Annotated in this window: 17 protein-coding genes; 8 read left to right on the plus strand and 9 right to left on the minus strand. The window is 56.4% G+C overall.

Going from position 1 to position 20,045, the window contains the following annotated elements:
* Positions 1 to 210: 210 nt before the first annotated feature.
* Complete coding sequence (locus tag ABJI08_RS22760; protein WP_348404137.1) at positions 211 to 963, plus strand: SDR family oxidoreductase; 753 nt, start codon at positions 211 to 213, stop codon at positions 961 to 963.
* Positions 964 to 1,291: 328 nt separating this feature from the next.
* Here ABJI08_RS22760 and fdhF read toward each other — a convergent pair whose 3' ends face one another.
* The 4 genes from fdhF to ABJI08_RS22780 form a co-directional block, all read right to left on the minus strand.
* Positions 1,292 to 4,075 carry a formate dehydrogenase subunit alpha gene (fdhF, locus tag ABJI08_RS22765; RefSeq protein ID WP_348404138.1) on the minus strand — a complete coding sequence of 928 codons (2,784 nt, stop codon included), beginning with the start codon at positions 4,073 to 4,075 and terminating at the stop codon, positions 1,292 to 1,294.
* 10 nt (positions 4,076 to 4,085) lie between these two features.
* Positions 4,086 to 4,466, minus strand: coding sequence for a VOC family protein (locus ABJI08_RS22770; protein WP_348404139.1), 381 nt, complete (start codon positions 4,464 to 4,466; stop codon positions 4,086 to 4,088).
* A 1-nt stretch (position 4,467) separates the two neighbouring features.
* Positions 4,468 to 6,156, minus strand: a complete 1,689-nt coding sequence (locus ABJI08_RS22775; protein WP_348404140.1) for an NAD(P)H-dependent oxidoreductase subunit E — start codon at positions 6,154 to 6,156, stop codon at positions 4,468 to 4,470.
* 84 nt (positions 6,157 to 6,240) lie between these two features.
* The gene (locus tag ABJI08_RS22780) at positions 6,241 to 7,146 is read right to left on the minus strand and encodes a LysR family transcriptional regulator (RefSeq protein ID WP_348404141.1); all 906 of its coding nucleotides are present in this window, start codon (positions 7,144 to 7,146) and stop codon (positions 6,241 to 6,243) included.
* 355 nt (positions 7,147 to 7,501) lie between these two features.
* Here ABJI08_RS22780 and petA point away from each other — a divergent pair, with 355 nt between their 5' ends.
* The 7 genes from petA to ABJI08_RS22815 all read left to right on the plus strand — a co-directional run bounded on the left by petA (position 7,502) and on the right by ABJI08_RS22815 (position 15,830).
* Positions 7,502 to 8,062 carry a ubiquinol-cytochrome c reductase iron-sulfur subunit gene (gene petA / locus ABJI08_RS22785; protein ID WP_348404142.1) on the plus strand — a complete coding sequence of 187 codons (561 nt, stop codon included), beginning with the start codon at positions 7,502 to 7,504 and terminating at the stop codon, positions 8,060 to 8,062.
* 12 nt (positions 8,063 to 8,074) lie between these two features.
* Positions 8,075 to 9,388 carry a cytochrome b gene (gene petB / locus ABJI08_RS22790; protein ID WP_348404143.1) on the plus strand — a complete coding sequence of 438 codons (1,314 nt, stop codon included), beginning with the start codon at positions 8,075 to 8,077 and terminating at the stop codon, positions 9,386 to 9,388.
* A 14-nt stretch (positions 9,389 to 9,402) separates the two neighbouring features.
* Positions 9,403 to 10,194, plus strand: coding sequence for a cytochrome c1 (locus tag ABJI08_RS22795; RefSeq protein WP_348404144.1), 792 nt, complete (start codon positions 9,403 to 9,405; stop codon positions 10,192 to 10,194).
* Between the two features lie 205 nt (positions 10,195 to 10,399).
* A complete protein-coding gene (gene pncA, locus ABJI08_RS22800) occupies positions 10,400 to 10,996 on the plus strand; it encodes a bifunctional nicotinamidase/pyrazinamidase (protein ID WP_348404145.1) in 597 nt (198 codons plus the stop codon).
* A gap of 77 nt (positions 10,997 to 11,073) precedes the next feature.
* On the plus strand, positions 11,074 to 13,302 hold the full coding sequence (locus ABJI08_RS22805) for an ATP-binding protein (RefSeq protein WP_348404146.1): 2,229 nt from the start codon (positions 11,074 to 11,076) through the stop codon (positions 13,300 to 13,302).
* Between the two features lie 84 nt (positions 13,303 to 13,386).
* Complete coding sequence (gene pncB / locus ABJI08_RS22810) at positions 13,387 to 14,679, plus strand: nicotinate phosphoribosyltransferase (protein WP_348404147.1); 1,293 nt, start codon at positions 13,387 to 13,389, stop codon at positions 14,677 to 14,679.
* 92 nt (positions 14,680 to 14,771) lie between these two features.
* Positions 14,772 to 15,830 (plus strand): ATP-grasp fold amidoligase family protein, encoded by a 1,059-nt coding sequence (locus ABJI08_RS22815; RefSeq protein ID WP_348404148.1) that lies wholly within the window; start codon positions 14,772 to 14,774, stop codon positions 15,828 to 15,830.
* 3 nt (positions 15,831 to 15,833) lie between these two features.
* Here the strand turns inward: ABJI08_RS22815 and arfB are convergent, their stop codons facing one another.
* From arfB to ABJI08_RS22840, 5 genes are all read right to left on the minus strand, one after another.
* Positions 15,834 to 16,256: an alternative ribosome rescue aminoacyl-tRNA hydrolase ArfB gene (gene arfB / locus ABJI08_RS22820; protein ID WP_348404149.1), complete on the minus strand. Its 423-nt coding sequence runs from the start codon at positions 16,254 to 16,256 to the stop codon at positions 15,834 to 15,836.
* Positions 16,257 to 16,627: 371 nt separating this feature from the next.
* On the minus strand, positions 16,628 to 17,263 hold the full coding sequence (locus ABJI08_RS22825) for a queuosine precursor transporter (protein WP_348404150.1): 636 nt from the start codon (positions 17,261 to 17,263) through the stop codon (positions 16,628 to 16,630).
* A gap of 87 nt (positions 17,264 to 17,350) precedes the next feature.
* Positions 17,351 to 18,253: an esterase-like activity of phytase family protein gene (locus ABJI08_RS22830; protein ID WP_348404151.1), complete on the minus strand. Its 903-nt coding sequence runs from the start codon at positions 18,251 to 18,253 to the stop codon at positions 17,351 to 17,353.
* Positions 18,226 to 19,041 (minus strand): penicillin-insensitive murein endopeptidase, encoded by an 816-nt coding sequence (gene mepA, locus ABJI08_RS22835; RefSeq protein ID WP_348404157.1) that lies wholly within the window; start codon positions 19,039 to 19,041, stop codon positions 18,226 to 18,228. Before mepA ends, ABJI08_RS22830 begins: the two co-directional genes overlap by 28 nt.
* An 89-nt stretch (positions 19,042 to 19,130) precedes the next feature.
* Positions 19,131 to 20,045 (minus strand): MFS transporter (locus ABJI08_RS22840; RefSeq protein WP_348404152.1); only part of this gene is annotated, 915 nt, incomplete at its 5' end.

Genomic DNA, 20,045 nt, shown 5'->3' on the forward strand with positions numbered 1-20,045 from the left:
AAACCCAACATACACCCTGTGTAGTTTGCGGATCGTCGGCCGAACGGCGGTCCCCTGCCGCTCGGGGTTGGGGAACGATCCAAGTTGGTAGTTGAGATTGACCAAAATGCTCGCAATAGTATGCCAGACTATTGCTGAACCCGTGGACTGGGTCGTCATTTGGCTTCTATATGGTCCGTGTATTCTCAGCCCCAACCGTTAGGAAGCACGTTGCCAGACTTTGCGATTTACCCCAGCCTGAAAAACAAAACCGTCATCGTTTCTGGTGGAGCTCAGGGTATTGGTGCTGACATCGTCAAGGCATTCGCAGCGCAAGGGGCAAAAGTTGCCTTCCTTGATCTCGACGAAACTGCAAGCGCATCTTTGGCGCGCGACCTTGGCGCGGTAGAGTACGAGATATGTGATCTGCGCGACATCAATGCCATGCAGGCCGCGCTCGCGAAACTCACAGATCGCTTGGGTCCCGCACATGTGCTTGTGAACAATGCCGCGCGGGATGACCGCCATGATTGGAAAGATGTGACACCAGAATACTGGGATGAACGTCAGGCCACCAACCTGCGCCACATGTTCTTTGCCATCCAGTCTATTGCGCCCGGAATGATTGCGAATGGCGGTGGGTCGATCATTAACATGGGCTCGAATTCTTGGTGGGAGGCGGGAGGAGGTTTTCCGTCTTACGCTACGGCCAAGGCCGCCGTGCATGGTCTGACCCGCACGATGGCGCGCGATCTGGGCGATCACCGCATTCGCGTGAACACCGTGGTGCCCGGCTGGATCATGACAGATCGTCAGAAAGAGCTTTGGGCAACACCTGAAGCTCTTGAAGCGCATCGCAACCGCCAGTGCTTGCCGGACCTCATCGACCCTGTGTATGTCGCCCGCATGGTCCTGTTTTTGGCCTCCGACGACGCGGCTATGTGCTCGGCAAACAACTACATGGTCGAAGCTGGTTCCATCTGAATCCAAATTCATCGAGTTTCAATCAGAGGCTCGGTTTCCGATGGCCAAAAGCTTGGGCCGGAGATTGCTCCGTTGGCATATCGCGTGCCCCTGAGTTTCACCTGCGAATAAATACGCTTGGCGAAATAATTCAGAAAACCCCTTTTTTTTATCGACCGTTTGCGCTAACGTCAATCACGGATTGATTGCGCACGCCACTACGGCGGGGCGCGACGTTTGCACGAAATAGCGGATGGGCTTTGCAGCCAAGATCTCTCGGACCATAAAGGGTCACGGTCCGAGCGCAGAGCCCGGTGATGCGGTCATGAAATTCCCCGCACCACCGGGCTCACTCTGCAGCAACGCTGTCCACAATAGTCTCTACACGCACGGCCGAGAATTTGAATTCCGGGATTTTTCCGTAGGGATCGAGCGCGGCATTGGTCAGAATATTTGCTGCTGCCTCGACATAGGCAAAAGGCAGGAACACATTGTTTTCCGCCACAGCGCGATCTGCGCGCGCCATGACCGTTACTGATCCGCGACGGGTGGTCAGGCGCAAATAGTCGCCCGGTTTGATGCCCAGCTCACGCAATGTGCGGGGATGCAGCGAACAGTTTGCTTCGGGTTCCACCGCATCCAGAACCTTTGATCGGCGGGTCATTGACCCGGTATGCCAATGCTCCAGCTGCCGTCCGGTGATCAACACAAACGGATACTCGGTATCGGGGACTTCGTCCGGGGGAATCACATTGGCCGGTGCGAACCGTGCGCGTCCGTCGGGGCGCGGGAACCCATCACCAAATACAATCGCCTGTCCGGGGTCTTCGGGCGACAAGGACGGATAGGTCACTGCGGTATTCTGCAAACGGTCCCACGTGATGTTGTCCAGCGATCCCATATTCAGCTTCATCTCGGCGAACACTTCGCTTGGATGGGTATAACCCCAGTCCAGCCCCAGCCGCCTGGCCAGTTCGACTTCGATCCACCAATCTTCTTTTGCCTCGCCCGGGGGCGGGCACACAGGCCGTCCCATCTGGACCTGGCGGTTGGTGTTGGTCACGGTGCCGGATTTTTCGTACCACGCAGATGACGGCAAAATCACGTCTGCGAAATTTGCCGTCTCGGTCAGAAAGATGTCCTGCACCACAAGATGTTCCAGTTTGGCCAGCGCTGCGCGGGCGTGATCCACATCCGGGTCTGACATGGCCGGGTTTTCGCCCAGAATATACATGCCGCGAATGGCATCATCGTGGATGGCATGAATGATCTCGACCACGGTCAGGCCTTTTTCGCTGGAGAAATCCCCGGACCCCCAGACATCGGTAAAGGCCGACCGCACGCCATCATCCGTGACGCTCTGGTAATCTGGCAGGAACATCGGGATCAGCCCGGCGTCCGAGGCGCCCTGTACGTTGTTCTGGCCACGCAGCGGGTGCAGACCCGCGCCCGGTTTGCCAACATTGCCGGTCATCAGCGCCAGAGCGATCAGACAGCGCGCATTGTCTGTGCCGTGAATGTGCTGTGACACCCCCATGCCCCAGAAAATCATGCCCGCCTTTCCGCTTGCAAAGGTCCGCGCAGCGGCGCGCAAGTCATCAGGCGCAATACCACAGACCGGCGCCATTTTTTCGGGGGTAAAGCCCGCAAGATGCGCCTTCATCGCCTCCCAGTTCTCGGTGAACTGGGCGATATAGTCGGCGTCATACAGCTCTTCTTCGACGATCACCTGCATAAAGGCGTTCAGCATCGACACATCCGCGCCCGCTTTGAACTGAAGACGGTGTTCTGCGAACCGACCCAGCCCCACGCCGCGCGGGTCCATCACGATCAGCTTGCCGCCGCGTTTGGCGAATTGCTTGAAATAGGTCGCCGCGACCGGATGATTTTCGATCGGGTTACAGCCAATCGCAATCGCCACATCAGCGTTTTCAATCTCGTTGAACGTCGCCGTCACAGCGCCCGACCCGACATTTTCGATCAGCGCCGACACGGATGAGGCATGACACAACCGCGTGCAGTGATCGACATTGTTGTGGCCAAATCCCTGCCGGATCAGCTTTTGAAACAGATACGCCTCTTCGTTCGAACATTTGGCCGACCCGAACCCGGCGACATAGGTGCCTTTCTGGTCGCGCAGCCGGGCCATACCGCCCGCAGCGGCGTCCAGCGCTTCGTCCCACGTGGCCTCGCGGAAATGCGTCATCAGATTGCCCGGGTCAACGTTCAGCCCCTTGGCGGGGGCATCATCGCGCCGGATCAGCGGTTTGGTCAGCCGGTGTGGATGGTTGATGTAGTCAAACCCAAACCGCCCCTTGACGCACAACCGGTTTTCATTGGCCGGACCATCAATGCCTTCGACATACTGGATTTTGTCGTCCTTGACCTTGAACCTGATCTGGCAGCCCACCCCGCAATAGGGGCACACGCTGTCCACCTCACGGTCAAAATCCGCGCTGTCCCCGGCTTGCGCCTCGTCCAGCATATTGGCGGGCATCAGCGCCCCGGTGGGACAGGCCTGCACACATTCACCACATGCCACACAAGAGCTGTCGCCCATTGGGTCGTCCTGATCAAACACGATCTTGGCCGAGTTGCCGCGCCCGGCCATGCCAATCACGTCATTGACCTGAACCTCGCGACAGGCACGTACACACAGGTTGCAATGAATGCAGGCATCCAGATTAACGTTCATCGCCACATGGCTGGCATCCAACAACGGGATGTGCGTCGGTTCTTTGGCCGGAAACCGGCTCTCGGTCACATCATTCAGCGCAGCCATATCCCAGAAATGGCTGGAGGCATCGTGTTTCACCTCGGGCTGATCTGCGACCAGCAATTCCATCACCATTTCGCGTGACTTCTTGGCGCGATCACTTTCGGTTTCAACCACCATGCCCTCGGCAACCGGTCGGATGCACGACGCCACCAGCGCACGCTCGCCTGTCACCTCAACCATGCATGCGCGGCAATTGCCGTCCGGGCGATAACCCTTGGCCGGTTTGTGGCACAGATGCGGGATCACAAAGCCTTTGCCATTGGCGGCTTCCCAGATGGTGTGCCCCTCTGGCACGGTCACGTCTTTGCCATTCAGGTTGAATGTAACGGTCTTGGTCTCGCTGGAATCTAACATGGCTGGGGTCCTAGCGGTGTTGATCTATAAGAATGGTATTGCCGTCCGGATCGGTCAGCATAATGCTCGCCGGTCCGGCGCTGGCCTCGTCGGCCTCGGTGGTCAGGGTCAGCCCGTCGGCTTTCAGTTGTTTTTGCAGCGTGCGCACATCGGTAAAGTGTTCGGTTGGCTGGGCATTCTGATCCCAGCCCGGATTGAACGTCAGGATATTGCCGTCGAACATGCCCTGAAACAGCCCGATAATGTGGTCGCCATTGCGCAGGATCAGCCAGTTTTGGTCTGCATCGCCGCCCATGGTTTCAAAGCCCAGCTTTTCATAAAACTGTCGCGACGCCTCCAGATCCTTGACGGCAAGGCTGACCGAAAAGGCGCCCAGATCCATATCCGCCATCTCAGATTTCCTCCGGGAAATGTTTGATGGTCAACCGGATCGGGTTTGGCGCGGCCTGACCAAGACCACAGATCGACGCGTCGCCCATCACCTGACACAGGTCTTCCAGCAAGTCCTGATCCCAGCGTTCCGCCTGCATCAGCTTCACAGCTTTTTCGCACCCGGCCCGACAGGGCGTGCATTGCCCACAGCTTTCGTCCTCAAAGAACCGCAACATGTTCAGCGCCGCATCCCGCGCAGAATCCCGATCGGACAACACCACGACTGCGGCAGACCCGATAAACGTGCCATGGGGTTGCAATGTGTCGAAATCCAGCGGGATATCATCCATCGACGCGGGCAAAAGCCCCGAAGACGGCCCGCCCGGTTGATAGGCTTTGAACGTGTGCCCGTCCAACATGCCGCCCGCCGCCTCGATCACATCCATAACGGTTGATCCTGCAGGCAGCAGATACACGCCCGGGGTTTTCACGCGCCCGGACACGGAATAGCTGCGCAGACCTTTGCGCCCGTTCTTTTCAACCGCAAACACTTCGGGGCCTTCGCGGCAAATTCTGGACACCCAATACAGTGTCTCGATATTATTCACGAGGGTCGGACGCCCAAACACACCAACCTGCGCTACAAATGGCGGGCGGTGGCGGGGCAGGCCGCGCTTGCCTTCAATTGATTCGATCATCGCGCTTTCTTCGCCGCAAATATAGGCACCTGCACCGCGTCGCAGATCGATATAGCCCGGCGCCACGATCCCGGCTTTTTCCAAAGCCGCAATTTCGTGCCGCAAAATCTCGAGCACCGCCGGATATTCGTCGCGCATATAGATGAACGCGGTTTCGGCCTCGATCGACCAAGCCGCGATCAGCATGCCCTCAAGAAACATGTGCGGCTCGCGTTCCAGATAATAGCGATCCTTGAACGTGCCCGGTTCGCCTTCGTCACCGTTCACCGCCAAATAGCGTGGCCCGGCTTCGGCACGCACAAATTCCCATTTCTTACCCGACGGGAACCCGGCGCCACCCAGTCCTCGCAAACCAGAGGCCAGCACTTTCTCGCCTTCAGCAACCGGATCGCCGTTTTCGCGCAACCTGAGCAGCGTGTCATAGCCCCCACCGGCGCGATAGGCCGCAAAATCCTGATAATCCGGCACATGCGCATGTGTGTCACCCGCCGCAATCGCCGCCTGCACCTTTTGTGGGGTGGCATGATCAATGTGGTTATGCCCCAACTCCAGCACGGGTGCAGTATCACAGCGCCCCATGCACGGCGCGCGCAACACGCGCACCTGGCTCGCATCCAAACCCTCAGCCAGTGCCTGATAAAGCTGCTCTGCCCCGGCCAGTTCGCAAGACAACGAGTCACACACCCGAATCGTCAGAGCAGGGGGCGGGGTTTCCCCGTCACGCACCAGATCAAAATGGGCATAAAACGTCGCCACTTCGTATATTTCGGCCTGCGTCAGGCCCATCTCATCTGCCAGCGCCCGGATATGAACCGCAGACAAATGTCCATAGGCATCCTGAATCACATGCAAAAACTCGATCAAGAGATCGCGCCGCCGCGGGGTGGCACCCAACAGGTCACGCACCTGCTCCAAAGCCACGTCATCCAACTGACGCCCTTTGGGTGTGCGCCGGGATTTGCCCGTGCCCTTTTTCTTCCAGATGCCTTTTTGATCGTCTAGCGGTGCCATCGCGCCCTCCATGCCAGAGCGCGAAAATGACATCACCTATTTTGATAATCAATACATCAAAAATGAAGACGTGATAAATTTTGCTTATGAGATTTTCAGTGCCCGCCGCAACGCTTCGACAGTCGACAAACCCGGGTCACGGATCATGCTGATCAGACTGACTTCTTTGTTCACAACCGGTTCGACCAAGGGCAGCGCCACGGTACACCGCACACCTCCCAGCGACTGAACAAGATGTTTTGGCACAACTGTCGCGGCAACCCCGCTGGCCGCCATCACAATCGACGCAGAAAACCCGCTGGTTTCCGCAATGACCGTTGGCAGCACGCCAACTTCGGAAAATACTTTATCCAGAATGCGGCGATTCTGCATGCCGGGCTCTAACAGGCTCATTGGCAATGCTGCTGCTTCGGCCCATGTTGCTGACCCGCCTTGACGCGGCGCCATAGAATCGGGGGCCAACAGCAAATATTCCTCATCATAAAGCCGCTCGACTCGCATGAAATCGCGCGAAATGCCCTCGGAATAGCTGATTCCCGCATCATAGGTCCCGTTTTCAAGGCCCTGCTGGATTTTTAACGACGATCCGGCCTGTATGCTCAGCGTCACCCCCGGACAGGCGCTGCGCAAATTCCCGGCCATCTCAGCGGCAAAAGCAATGGCAGTGGGAATCACACCCAATGCCAACTGTCCGGTCACTTCGCCGCGCGCGGAGCGGAACTCTTCTTCCAGAACCTGCATGTCGTCCATGATCTTGCGCGCATGGCGTACCAGCGCCATGCCTTCGGGGGTAAACCCCTGAAACCGATTGCCCCGTTTAACGATCGCGGCGTCAAGGCGCTCTTCCAGTTTACGGATTCGCATGGAAAACGCGGGCTGAGACACGCCACATTCTTCGGCGGCACGCGCAAAATGTTTGTGTCGTGCCAGGGCCGACAGGAATTCAAGGTCTTTCAGGCTGATCACTGCGCCGCCCTCTCCTGTGGACACCAGACATCTTCAGCCCTAGCGCAATCTGGTACAGCGAACCAGCCTGCCACGGCGTTTCGACCCGATTCCAATCCACCCGACTCAGCCCAAACCCGAGGCGGCGGCCCAAAGGGCCAACAACGAGACAAAAATGGGCGCCGCAGGCGCGCGATTGGATCAAGCCCGCGAAAAAACGTGTCTCTTGTGCTTCGGTGGCACAATATAAGCGCGACAGAGGGACGCGAGGGCGCGTCTTGGGCGAATGTTCGCTGGACGGGTTGCGACAGCTTCGTTAAATAGCGGCTGAGAGAGGCTGCGGGACACTGCGGCCCCAGAGACATTGGCCGGCATTCGGCTGAAAAATGGAGAGAACCTCGTGTCCCACGCAGAAGATCACGAAGGCACCCGCAGAGACTTCCTCTACTACGCCACCGCAGGTGCCGGTGCCGTGACCGCAGGTGCCGCCGTCTGGCCTCTGGTCAATCAGATGAACCCCTCCGCGGACGTCAAAGCATTGTCGTCGATTCGGGTTGATACGGCGGGCATCGAGCCCGGAACGCAGCTGACTGTGAAATGGCTCGGCAAGCCCGTGTTCATCCGGCGCCGTACTCAGGAAGAAATTGATGCCGCGCGCGCCGTTCCGATGGAAGATCTGACCATCGATGATGAATCCCGCAACGCCAACAAGCCCGGCTCGGATGCCGAAGACGTCAACCGGTCCATGGACGAAGCTGGCGAATGGCTGGTGATGATGGGCGTGTGTACGCACCTTGGATGTGTTCCACTGGGCGATGGCGCTGGCGATTTTGGCGGCTGGTTCTGCCCCTGCCACGGATCGCACTACGACACTTCCGGCCGTATCCGCAAAGGTCCGGCTCCAGAAAACCTCCACGTTCCTGTCGCCGCCTTTGAAGGCAGCGAACTGGTCCTCGGATAAGGAAACGCGCACATGTCCGGAATTCCACACGATCATTACGAACCCAAAACGGGTCTCGAAAAATGGCTGCACAAACGTCTGAACGTTGTCGGTCTGGTTTATGACACGATCATGATCCCCACCCCCAAAAACCTGAACTGGTGGTGGATCTGGGGCATTGTTCTGGCGTTTTGCCTTGTGTTGCAAATCGCAACCGGCATCGTCCTGGCCATGCACTATACGCCGCATGTTGATCTGGCTTTCGCCAGCATCGAACACATCATGCGTGACGTGAATGGCGGCCATATGCTGCGCTACATGCACGCAAATGGCGCATCGCTGTTCTTCTTAGCTGTTTACATCCACATCTTCCGCGGCCTGTTCTACGGATCTTACAAGGCACCACGCGAAGTCACGTGGATTGTCGGCATGATCATCTACCTTCTGATGATGGCGACCGGCTTTATGGGCTACGTTCTGCCCTGGGGTCAGATGTCTTTCTGGGGTGCGACTGTGATCACCGGCCTGTTTGGCGCGATCCCGTTCATCGGAGAAAGCCTGCAAACATTCCTGCTGGGCGGACCTGCTGTGGACAACGCCACGCTGAACCGCTTCTTCTCGCTGCACTATCTGCTGCCCTTCGTAATTGCCGGTCTGGTGATCGTGCACATCTGGGCTTTCCACACCACGGGCAATAACAACCCAACCGGTGTTGACGTGCGGACGGGCTCTAAGGACGAAGTCAAAAAAGATACGCTGCCATTCTGGCCGTACTTTGTGATCAAAGATTTGTTCGCACTGGCGCTGGTTCTGGTTATTTTCTTCGCCATTGTTGGCTTCATGCCAAACTACCTTGGCCACCCAGACAACTATATCGAAGCCAACGCGCTGGCGACACCGGCACACATCGTGCCCGAATGGTACTACCTGCCGTTCTACGCCATCCTGCGCGCATTTACCTCGGACGTCTGGGTTGTGATGTTCACGAGCTGGATCACCGGCGGCATCATCGACGCCAAATTCTTTGGTGTTCTGGCGATGTTCGGCGCGATCTTTGTGATGGCTCTGGTGCCATGGCTTGACACAAGCCGGGTGCGCTCGGGCAAGTACCGCCCACAGTTCCGCTGGTGGTTCTACCTGCTGGTCATCGACTTCATCGTTCTGATGTGGGCCGGCGCAATGCCAGCCGAACCTCCGTACTCGACGATCTCGCTGATTGGTGCCACCTACTGGTTCGCTTACTTCCTCGTGATCCTGCCGATCCTCGGTGTGATTGAAAAACCAACCACCCCGCCGGCGACCATCGAAGAAGATTTCGACGCCCATTACGGCAAACCTGCTGAATAAGAAGGAACAGGATAATGCTTAAGAAAATTAGCATCGCCGCAGTTGCTGCCCTGTCCCTGACGGCAGGTGGCGCAATGGCCGCAGGTGGCGAAAGCCACGTGCATGACGTGGATTTCAGCTTTGAGGGTCCGTTTGGCACGTTCGATCAGAACCAGCTTCAGCGTGGCCTTCAGGTCTATACTGAGGTTTGTTCGGCCTGCCACGGTCTGCGTTATGTGCCACTGCGCACATTGGCTGACGAAGGCGGTCCGCACCTGCCAGAAGATCAGGTCCGGGCCTATGCTGCTCAAATGGACATCTATGATGCCGAGCTGGATGAAGATCGTCCACGCATTCCCACGGACCATTTCCCGTCAGAGGGCGCCGAAGGTGCACCTGACCTGTCGTTGATGGCCAAGGCACGCGCTGGTTTCCACGGTCCTTACGGCTCTGGTATCAACCAGTTCGTCAAAGGTATCGGTGGCCCTGAGTACATCGTCTCGATCCTGACCGGGTATACCGGCGAGGAGAAAGAGGAAGCGGGCACAACGTTCTATGAAAACACCGCCTTTCCGGGTGGATGGATCGCCATGTCGCCGCCGCTTTATGGTGAGGACGTGGAATATGCCGATGGGCACCCGACTTCTATTCACCATGAAGCCGAAGATGTGACAGCGTTCCTGATGTGGGCTGCTGAGCCCAAGATGATGGCGCGCAAACAGGCTGGATTCCTGGGCGTGTTGTTCCTGACGGTTCTGACGGTTCTGCTGTACCTGACCAACAAAAAGATCTGGGCACCGATCAAAGGCAAAAAGTTCGAAGCCTGATCACACAGTTAGATTTTTGAGAAGGCCCTGTCAGAGAAATCCGGCGGGGCCCTTTTTCCTGGCGCCGGGAGGGCTCCCGCCCCTTTTGAGGCCCAGCAAGCTGCGCCCCAAAGCGTTGGGCCCGGCTCACTTCGTGAGCCTAACCACACCATTGACCTTGTGCGCAGCGCTGCTATCCCTTGGGGTATCTGCAAGGAGCCCCCCCATGTCGCATGCGTTGATCGTCATTGATGTCCAAAATGATTTCTGTCCCGGGGGCGCGCTGGCGGTTCCGGATGGTGATGCCATTGTGGGTGGGATCAATGATCTGATGCGCGATGCCGACTGTGTGATTCTGACGCAAGACTGGCACCCGGGCGGCCATTCGTCTTTTGCGTCCGCCCACCCCGGCCAGGCTCCGATGCAGCTGATCGATATGCCATACGGGCCTCAGGTCCTTTGGCCGGATCACTGCATTCAGGGCAGCAACGGCGCCGAATTCCATGCCAGTCTTGATACCACGCAGGCTGATCTGATCATTCGCAAAGGGTTCAATCCGGCGATTGACAGTTATTCAGCCTTTTTCGAAAACGATCATACAACACCGACCGGGCTTGAGGGGTATTTGCGCACGCGGGGGCTGACCGAATTGACCATGGTGGGGCTGGCCACGGATTTCTGTGTGAACTTTTCCGCGCAGGATGCCGCCCGACTTGGATTTGCCGTAACCGTGCAGCTAAATCTATGCCGCGCAATCGATTTTGACGGATCTCTTGCCGCCGCATTAAGCGGAATGTCGGACGCGGGCGTTTCCATTGCCTAAGTGGCGGAATAAATTGCCACTTTCTTAAGGAATACACGCCAGAAATAGATCATCTTCGCAAAAGGATGGTCTCCCCCATGGGTGCAGAAATCCTGGAAATCGACCGCCGTCTCGCGCGGTTTGACAGGCAGAACACCGCCGCCGGGTTGCTGGTGCGTTATGCGGTTGGTCGCGTCAGGCATTTTGTAAGCCGTCAGTTCATAACGCTGACCGGCGCGTTGTTTCTTATTCTTCTGGTGTCGCCTCAAATCGGCCTGCTTGCGGTTCTGATTGCCCTGACGGGAGAGGCCGTTGACTGCCTGTTTCTCAAGGGTCTTCCGCAGCGTCTGGAGGCCGGGACAAGTTTTCGCCGTCTTTATATTTTGTCGACCGTCACATCGGTCATTCAGGGTATGACAATTGCGTCATGCGTCTGTCTTGCGTGGTTCACCGCGCCCGAAGACGCGGGGATGTTCTTTAGCCTCGCCTATATGACTGGTGCTGCCATAAACGCGGGCATTATCCTGCCCTATCATCGTGGCGCGGCGCTGGGACGGCTGGCGGTTTACGGGTTGACCTTTCTGGGGTTGTTTTCGATTGAAATCCTGTATTCGCCCCACACCACAATCGCGCTTATTTACAACGTCTTGGGCGCGGTGATGATGGGCTACATGGTGTTCGTGTTCATCTCGTATGTTCAGGCAGGTCACCGCCGCGAAGCTCATAACAGCCGAAGTTTGCTGGAACAAAGCTTGGCGTTGGCCAAGGCGAATTCGTCGATGAAAAATCAACAGGAAGAGATGCATCGCCTCGTTCTGGTGGCGGAACGCGCGCTGGACAGTGTGATTGTGAGCGACATGTCGGGCCGGATCCTGTGGGTTAACGACGCGTTTACGCGCATCACGGGCTTTACATCTGACGAGGTGATCGGGCGGTGCCCCGCTGATTTTCTGAACGGCCCGGAAACATCAATGCAGACAAGTCAGGAAATCGCGGAAGCCATTCAGGATGGGCGCACGCACCGCGCAGAAATCGTCAACTATACCAAGGATGGTCGCAAAATCTGGGTTGAGACGAACCTTGCGCCGGTCTTTGACGATTCCGGGTGCATCGAAATGGTGATCGCGATTGAACGTGATGTGACCACAGCGAAACATCATCAGGAAGAGCTGGCCAAAGCAAAACACGCGGCCGAAAAGGGAGAGCGCGCCAAGGCTGATTTCCTTGCTAGCATGAGTCACGAAATCAGAACTCCGATGAATGGGATCATTGGCATGGCCGACTTGTTGACTGAAGCCAACCTCAGCGAAGAGTCTCGCCTATATGTCCAGACGATCCGCCATTCCGCGCAGGCATTGCTGACCATTATCAACGACATTTTAGATTTTTCAAAACTGCGCGCAGGTAAAATGCGGGTTCATGCCGTGAATTTTGACCTGGCGGAATGCCTTGAAAGTGTTCTCAACCTGATGCGCCCTCAGGCACAAGCCAAAGGGTTGTCTCTGGACTATGTTACCGACCCGTATCTTCCGGACGTCGTGTGTGGTGATGACACGCGACTGCGTCAGATTTTGGTAAATGTCATCGGAAACGCGGTCAAATTTACCGATGAGGGATACGTGGCCGTTCGCCTTCGCAGTGTTCAACGTGAGGCTGACATTACCTTGACGATCGAGGTTGAAGACACCGGCATTGGCATTCCAGATAACCGGATTGAACACATATTCGAACAATTTGCCCAAGCTGACGCAGCGACCACGCGCCGGTTTGGGGGCACCGGGCTGGGACTCTCGATCTCGCGACGTCTGGCGCAAAACATGGGCGGCGCCATTACCGTAAAATCAAAACCGGGGCAGGGGTCTTGCTTTTGCGTGAGTGTTACGCTTGATGCGGTTCAAAAAGAGGTCTCAACGACTGACGATCAAGTGGTTGCCCCGAGGTTAGAAGCACTGGAAGGCCTGACAATTCTTTTAGCTGAGGACAACAAAACCAACCGGTTGGTGATTTCCAAATTCCTGCGCGACGCACCGATTCACCTGGTTTCGGCTCAGGACGGGCGCAAAGCAGTTGAGGCTGCGGTTGAACATAAACCCGATGTGATCCTGATGGATATGAGCATGCCAGAGATGGATGGGCTCGACGCCACCCGTGCGATTCGCAAATTACCCGGGCCCCAACCCCGGATCATCGCGCTGACCGCAAACGCTTATCAAAGTGACCGCGACGCCTGCCTCGAAGCAGGTATGGACGCGTTTTTGTCCAAGCCCGTGCGCAAGGCAGAGCTGTTGCAACAAATCGCGCAGGCGCCTGCGCGCAGGACTGGCTGAATTTCCGGATTTTGGAAAGGGCTTGGACCGCTCCCCATTAATGGGTATCAACAACAAACACTCGCTAACCGGGGACCGGCACGTATGGTCGATATTGCTACCCGAGTCTGGAATCACAAATGGAAGATTGATCCAATTGTGCGTTCTTTGATCGATAATGATTTCTACAAACTGTTGATGTGTCAGTCGATTTTTCGAAATCGTCCGGACGCCACGGTGACGTTCAGCCTGATCAACCGGTCTAAAACCGTACGGCTTGCCGAATTGATTGACGAAGGCGAGTTGCGCGAACAGCTGGACCATATTCGCTCTTTGTCATTGTCGCGCGGCGAAAGCACGTTTCTGCGCGGCAACACGTTCTATGGCAAGCGCCAGATGTTCCGCCCGGACTTTATGGAGTGGTTCGAAAATATTCGCTTGCCTGACTATCATCTCGAAAAACGCGACGGCCAGTACGAGCTGACTTTTGAAGGCAAGTGGCACGAAGTCATGATGTGGGAAATCCCGGCTTTGGCGGTTCTTATGGAATTGCGCGGGCGGGCCGTGCTGCACGACATGCGCCGGTTCGAACTTCAGGTCCTGTATGCACGTGCTATGACCAAACTGTGGGAAAAAATCGAACATATGCGCAACCTGCCCGATCTGCGCATTGCCGATTTTGGCACACGCCGCCGCCATTCTTACCTTTGGCAGGATTGGTGTGTGCGCGCGATGGTCGAGGGGTTGGGCGACAAATTTGTTGGCACGTCAAACTGTCTTATTGCGATGAAGCGTGATCTGGAGGCGATTGGCACCAACGCACATGAGTTGCCGATGGTGTTTTCTGCGCTGGCCAAAACCGACGATGATCTGCGCGAAGCCCCTTACAAGGTTCTGGCGGATTGGCATGAAGAGCACGAAGGTAATCTGCGCATCATTCTGCCAGACACGTATGGCACCGAAGGCTTCCTGAAACACGCGCCCGACTGGCTGGCTGGCTGGACGGGCATTCGGATCGATTCCGGCGACCCTGCAACCGGAGCCGAAACGGCAATCCGTTGGTGGAAGGATCGCGGAGAAGACCCGACACAAAAGCTGATCATTTTTTCAGACGGGCTGGATGTCGACAAAATTTCCGAACTTCATCAACAATTTACAGGCCGCGCCAAGATTTCCTTTGGTTGGGGCACGTTGCTGACCAATGATTTCCGCGGCTTGACGCGCGGCGATGGTCTTGCGCCGTTTTCGATGGTTTGCAAGGCGATCAAGGCCAACGGCTATCCAACGGTCAAGCTTTCTGACAACCCAAACAAAGCAATGGGCCCTGCCGATCAGATCCAACGCTACAAACGTGTTTTTGGGGTCGGAGATCAGGCAGAATTCGACGTGATTGTTTAAACCTGAAATTGTCAGTTATATCCGCCAGCTCGCAATGAAATGTCGTCACTTTCTGGCCTAATGGCTTGGCTGTTCTGACCAATGATGATTTCATGGTCGCATTATCTACAAATACCTTGCTGACCGGATGCCATCGCGTATCCTCAAAAGAAAATGACAAAGCAGATATGGACGGTCAAAAACTTACGGCGATTGACGCGCGGCGTGTAGCTCGCGAAGTCACCGCACGCATCTTCGAAGAAAACATGTTTGGGGCCTCTGACCCGGCTCCGCGCGGGACCTTGCGTGGCATTGACGTGTTGCCAACTTCGCGCGTAACCCAGAAACTATCGCGCGCGCTTCAAACCATTCTGACATCACGTGGCGCATTGCCCGACTTACTGCGTCCTCAGACGTTTTTTGAAAAGCTGACGATGGCCAAATTCTTTGCGCCTGTTCCGATGCCCTCGCCCGCAGACAAACTTGCAGTTGGCCAGTACGTGCCTGCTGAACTGCATGACACGATTAGCGTTATCCCTCCGGTCTGGTCCGGGCGCACCCAGATCACCAAAGATCTTCTGGATCAACTGTCGCTCCCTAAGGGCGTGTATTATGCAAAATCAAATTCGGGTTCGGGCACCAACGATATGTTTGAAATCCCGCCGACAGATCAAAATCTCGAACGGCTGGCGCGGTTTTCAGAGAACTGGCTGACCCAAAAACATGGCGAGCGCGCCGGAGAGTGGTGGTACGATCTGATCCGCCCTCAAAACATGATCGAACCGGATTTGGCCGTTAACCCCGGCGAGTCTTTGAGTGATTGGAAATTCCACACGGGCGGTGGCAACGTGCTGGCCTTGCAGCTTGACCTTGATCGTGGCGCAGCACACAGACAACTGATGTTTGAACGCGATTTCACATTTATTCCCGAAAAAATGTTCTTTCAGACTGGCGAGCCAGTCGAAAAGCCTGCGCGCTATGACGAAATTGTCGAAATCGTCGAAGCGATTGCCAAACCGTTCGAGTTTGCCCGGGTTGATCTCTATCTGGTGGGTGACAAAATCTATCTCGGGGAAATTACACTGGCACCTATTGGCGGGCAGCGCCTGCCCATTTCGGAAAAGCTGGATCATCTGATGGGCGCGCGCTGGAAAAGCGATTTCTTTGACTGATCGTCACTCCTGATCAGTCACTCGACCGCGCGCAGATTTCACTTCGCCGCGCACTTTCTTGGCCTTAAGGCGTCTTTGTTGCGATCCCCATGTCGGTTTCGTCTTAATGCGCTTTTTGGGCACGACCAGCGCTTTGCGGATCAGTTCGGCCAGACGGTCACGGGCAATGTCGCGATTGCGGGCCTGACTGCGGGTTTCGTCACACTGGATCACAATCGCCCCGTCGCGGGTCCAGCGTCGGCCCGCCAGTCGGCGCAGACGGGTCTTGACGGGCAACGGGATAGAGGGCGAACGTTCAGCTTCAAACCGCAGCTCGACCGCTGTTGCGACCTTGTTCACGTTCTGCCCGCCTGGCCCGCTGGCCCGTACAAAATGTTCGGTCAGCTCCCAGTCTTGAATTGTTATACCGTCGTCGATGACCAACATCCGGTCCCTTTCGCGCGCACGCGCTAGAATTTTTCAGGATTGCGCCGGGTTTTGTCCAATGTGATTTCGGAAAACGAAACCGACGCAATACCGACGTGATACAGACGTCCTGCCGACAGCGCAAATTACACTGTGGTCCGGATATGAAAAGGGCCGCTCCACGCGGGGAGCAGCCCTTCGAGATATAGGAGGTGCGTCGGTTAGGTCAGCACCAATTCGTCGTTAGTCTCAGCCAAGGGCTGCCCTAGCTGGTCCCTCTCCGAACTGTTCCAACACTGCTCTCCATACGTTCTCTAGACAATGGGCACCTCCTTTCAATTTGTTATCGCGTATCCTCAGCCTGCCACAGCCTGAGGATATGTCAAACAAAATCATGTGGTACGGCGCACCATGTTCCCCACGATGATGCGAAAAGGCACAAGAGCGAGCAACGCCAGTGACAATTTCACCATCCAGTCGGCAAATGCCAGGCTGACCCAAAGTGGAGCTTCTGGTCCAGCGCCCAACAGGGGCAGAACTTCGCCAGCCCAGCTGACATCGTTGGAAGGTTCCATGAATGTCAGCGCGCCGGAAAAGGCAATTGTAAAGAAAATCACGGTATCCAGAGATGCGCCCACAAGTGTCGATGCCAATGGGGCACGCCACCAGCGACCTTCGCGCAGGCGGTCAAAGATTGCCACGTCCAAAAGCTGTGCGGTCAGGAACGCCAACCCGGACCCCAGCGCGATGCGCAGCGTCACAGCGGGATAGATGTACCCATCGCCCTGCAACATAACCTGAGTGCCAATGGCCGAACAGATTACGCCGACGACAAACCCGGCAAGCACCACGCGGCGCGCCGCAGCAACGCCATAAACGCGGTTCATGACATCTGTCACCAGAAAGGCGAGCGGATACGTGAAAGCCCCCCAGGTCAGCCATTGACCAAAGAGGTATTGAACAAGAATGTTGGACGCGACAACAATCGCGGCCATGGCAATGATGCCAGGAATATGAATGCGGTTCATTTTTTGAGCCCGTTTTGACAAGGTAGCGGCGACTTGGCCCCGCACCATTGCGGGACGGACGGCATGTACCGAGCCATTAAAACTGAATCAAGGCTTTTCGATCAGCGCGTATTCAACGATTTCAGTTCTTTGCAGCAGGCGAAAGTTGTCGTCCGAGATCATGGTCAGGCGGATACGCCCCCTTGCGTCTCGCCAGACGGACAGACCTTCAAGATTGTCATGTGCCCCTATGCCTTTGCGAAGTATCAGCTTTTCGTCCTTTAACTCATCGCCATCCACGACGAAACTGCGCACCCGAACCCGAAACCCCAGGCCATTGAAGCCCCTTTCCAAAAGATACAATCGCCCATCCGGCCCGAAATCCGCGCCCACAGGCTGAAACTGTTTATCGCGTTTCACGATAGTGCGCTGGCGCCAGACATTGCCCTCAAGCCGAAACAGATGCATGCGATCCGGCTGCCCGATTGGCGATTCAGGAAAGGCATAGAGATGCCCGTCAGGTCCCAAAGCAATCCCCTCGAATCCGCCGTTCAGCTTCATGGTGTTCAACTGAACAGACCATGGCATGCGTGTGGCGGATGCTCCGGGTCGGGCGAATTCTTCGACCCGATGCTCGCCTTCGAACGACACAATCAGCGGACCAGACGGTCGTTGCGCCAGCCCTTCGGAATCCCGAAGACCCGTTTTTTGCTCAAATTTTCCGTCAGAGTTCAACACCTGATGCGTAACCGGATTGCGCACATCCACCAGAACCGAGCCATCGCGTTCCAGATCTGCCTGCACAAACCGCCCACGGTCCGAAACCGTGGTCATGCGTTTGCCGTCTTGCGAGAGCTTTAAACCGGAAAACCCTCCAAACCACCCAGCCGGAATTTGCCAACGATAAACCGACACCAACTCTGCACTCGGGTCCGGGCCACCCGCCCGGCTTGCCTTAAATCCAACGATGGTCAGACCGGCAATTACTGCGACTGCAAGACGTTTATACATTGACGCGGAAGATCAGCCATCTGGAGTTCACGACGGGGTTTGGGTTTTGGTGCGTTGGGATCAGGTGGCGGTGCAGGCGGCGGGTTAAGGATATTGCGCACCCATTGTTCCGCGTCCTTGCAGCCATCTCCGGCGGGGGGCGGATCCTGATTGACACATCCGGCGGCCCCTTTGGGGCAGCTTAACCGAACGTGGAAATGATAGTGATGGCCCCACCACGGGCGAATTTTCCGCAACCATTTGCGGTCGCCTTTTTCGTCATTGCACATCTGGACCTTGGCACCGGGAAACACAAATATGCGCGCAACACGCGGGTCGCTGGCCGCGGCTTTCAGGACTTCATGGTGCTGCCGGGTCCATTTGTCGTTCACATATGCCCCGCCCGAGCGACGCATCGAAATCGAAGACAGGTTTTCACGTTCCGTTGTCGACAGATTCAGCCTGTTTGGCGGCAGCATCCAGATATCGACGTCCAATCCCAGTTGATGACTGCGATGTCCCGACAGCATCGGGCCACCACGTGGTTGGCTGATGTCGCCAATATAAAGCCCTTCCCAACCGGGTTGGCGTGCGGCCTTTGCGGACAGGTCACGAATATAGGACACGGTTTCCGGGTGACCCCAGTTCCGGTTGCGTGACAAGCGCATCGCCTGCCAGGTTGGTCCCGTCTCCGGTAATTGCGCGCCACCGGCCATGCATCCCTTGGCATAACTGCCAAACGGGACGGCGGATTGGCGTGATCCTTGTGGCTGTACGCCAAATAATTGCCGGGCTTCGACCCCCTGCATAGACGCCGGAACCGACGCCTGGGTCGAGACCCGGGCGATTTCTTGTTCTTCGGATTTGCAGCCAGTCAAAAAAGCGGCAATTGCAATGCTTAGGAAGAGGCGGACCATCTTTTATAATCTCCGGCCGGTTTCACCCAGATTAACAGGATCAGACCAATAAGAAAGAGAGCAATCAAGGGCGCGATGCCAAGTCGCTGACTTCCGCTTATATCTGACGTCAACGCAATCAGCGCGGGTGCCAGAAAAGTCGTCGCCTTTCCGGAAAGCGCATAAAGGCCAAATGCTTCGGTCATGCGCTCGGGATTTGATTGTAAAACGACCATGGTACGGCTGGCTGATTGCAACGCGCCGCCCGCTGCCCCAATCAGGCCCCCAGCGACATAGAACAGAATGTCAGGCAATGCGGACCCTTCCTGGAGCGCAACGCCAAAGACAGAGTTGCGAGACAGGCCGACAACCAGAATGGACGTGCACAACAACGTTAGAATACAGGTGACAATCACGGGTTTTGGACCAAACGAGCGATCCGCCTTGCCCCCCAACCAAGCGAACAAGGCACCGGTCAAAGCGGCGACAATGCCAAAAATGCCGACCTCCATGATCGACCATTCCAACACGCCCAAGGCGTAGATCCCGCCGAATGTGTACAACCCGTTCAGCGCGTCGCGATAAAACATCGATCCGCCCAAATACGCCAGCAGGCTGGGATGGGACGGCAGGTTCTTGATCGTGTTCCAACAATCTTTCAGCGCTTTTGACACCTTATGTGGGGTATGATCGGGATCAGGGGTCTCGCGCACCCACAGGAAGAATGGAACCATAAAGACAACGTACCAAAGCGACGTCAGTGGACCAACGACCCGCGTGTCGGCCTTGGTCGCCGGGTCAAGCCCCAGCGCAGGTGCGAGGCCCACCATAGTTTTTCCATTTGCGCCCGCCTGAAAAAGAACAAGCATAATTGCCAGCGCAATGACCCCCCCAACATACCCCCACGACCAACCGGT

It is taken from the genome of Shimia sp., from assembly GCF_039969785.1.
In the GTDB taxonomy this organism is placed as follows: domain Bacteria; phylum Pseudomonadota; class Alphaproteobacteria; order Rhodobacterales; family Rhodobacteraceae; genus Shimia.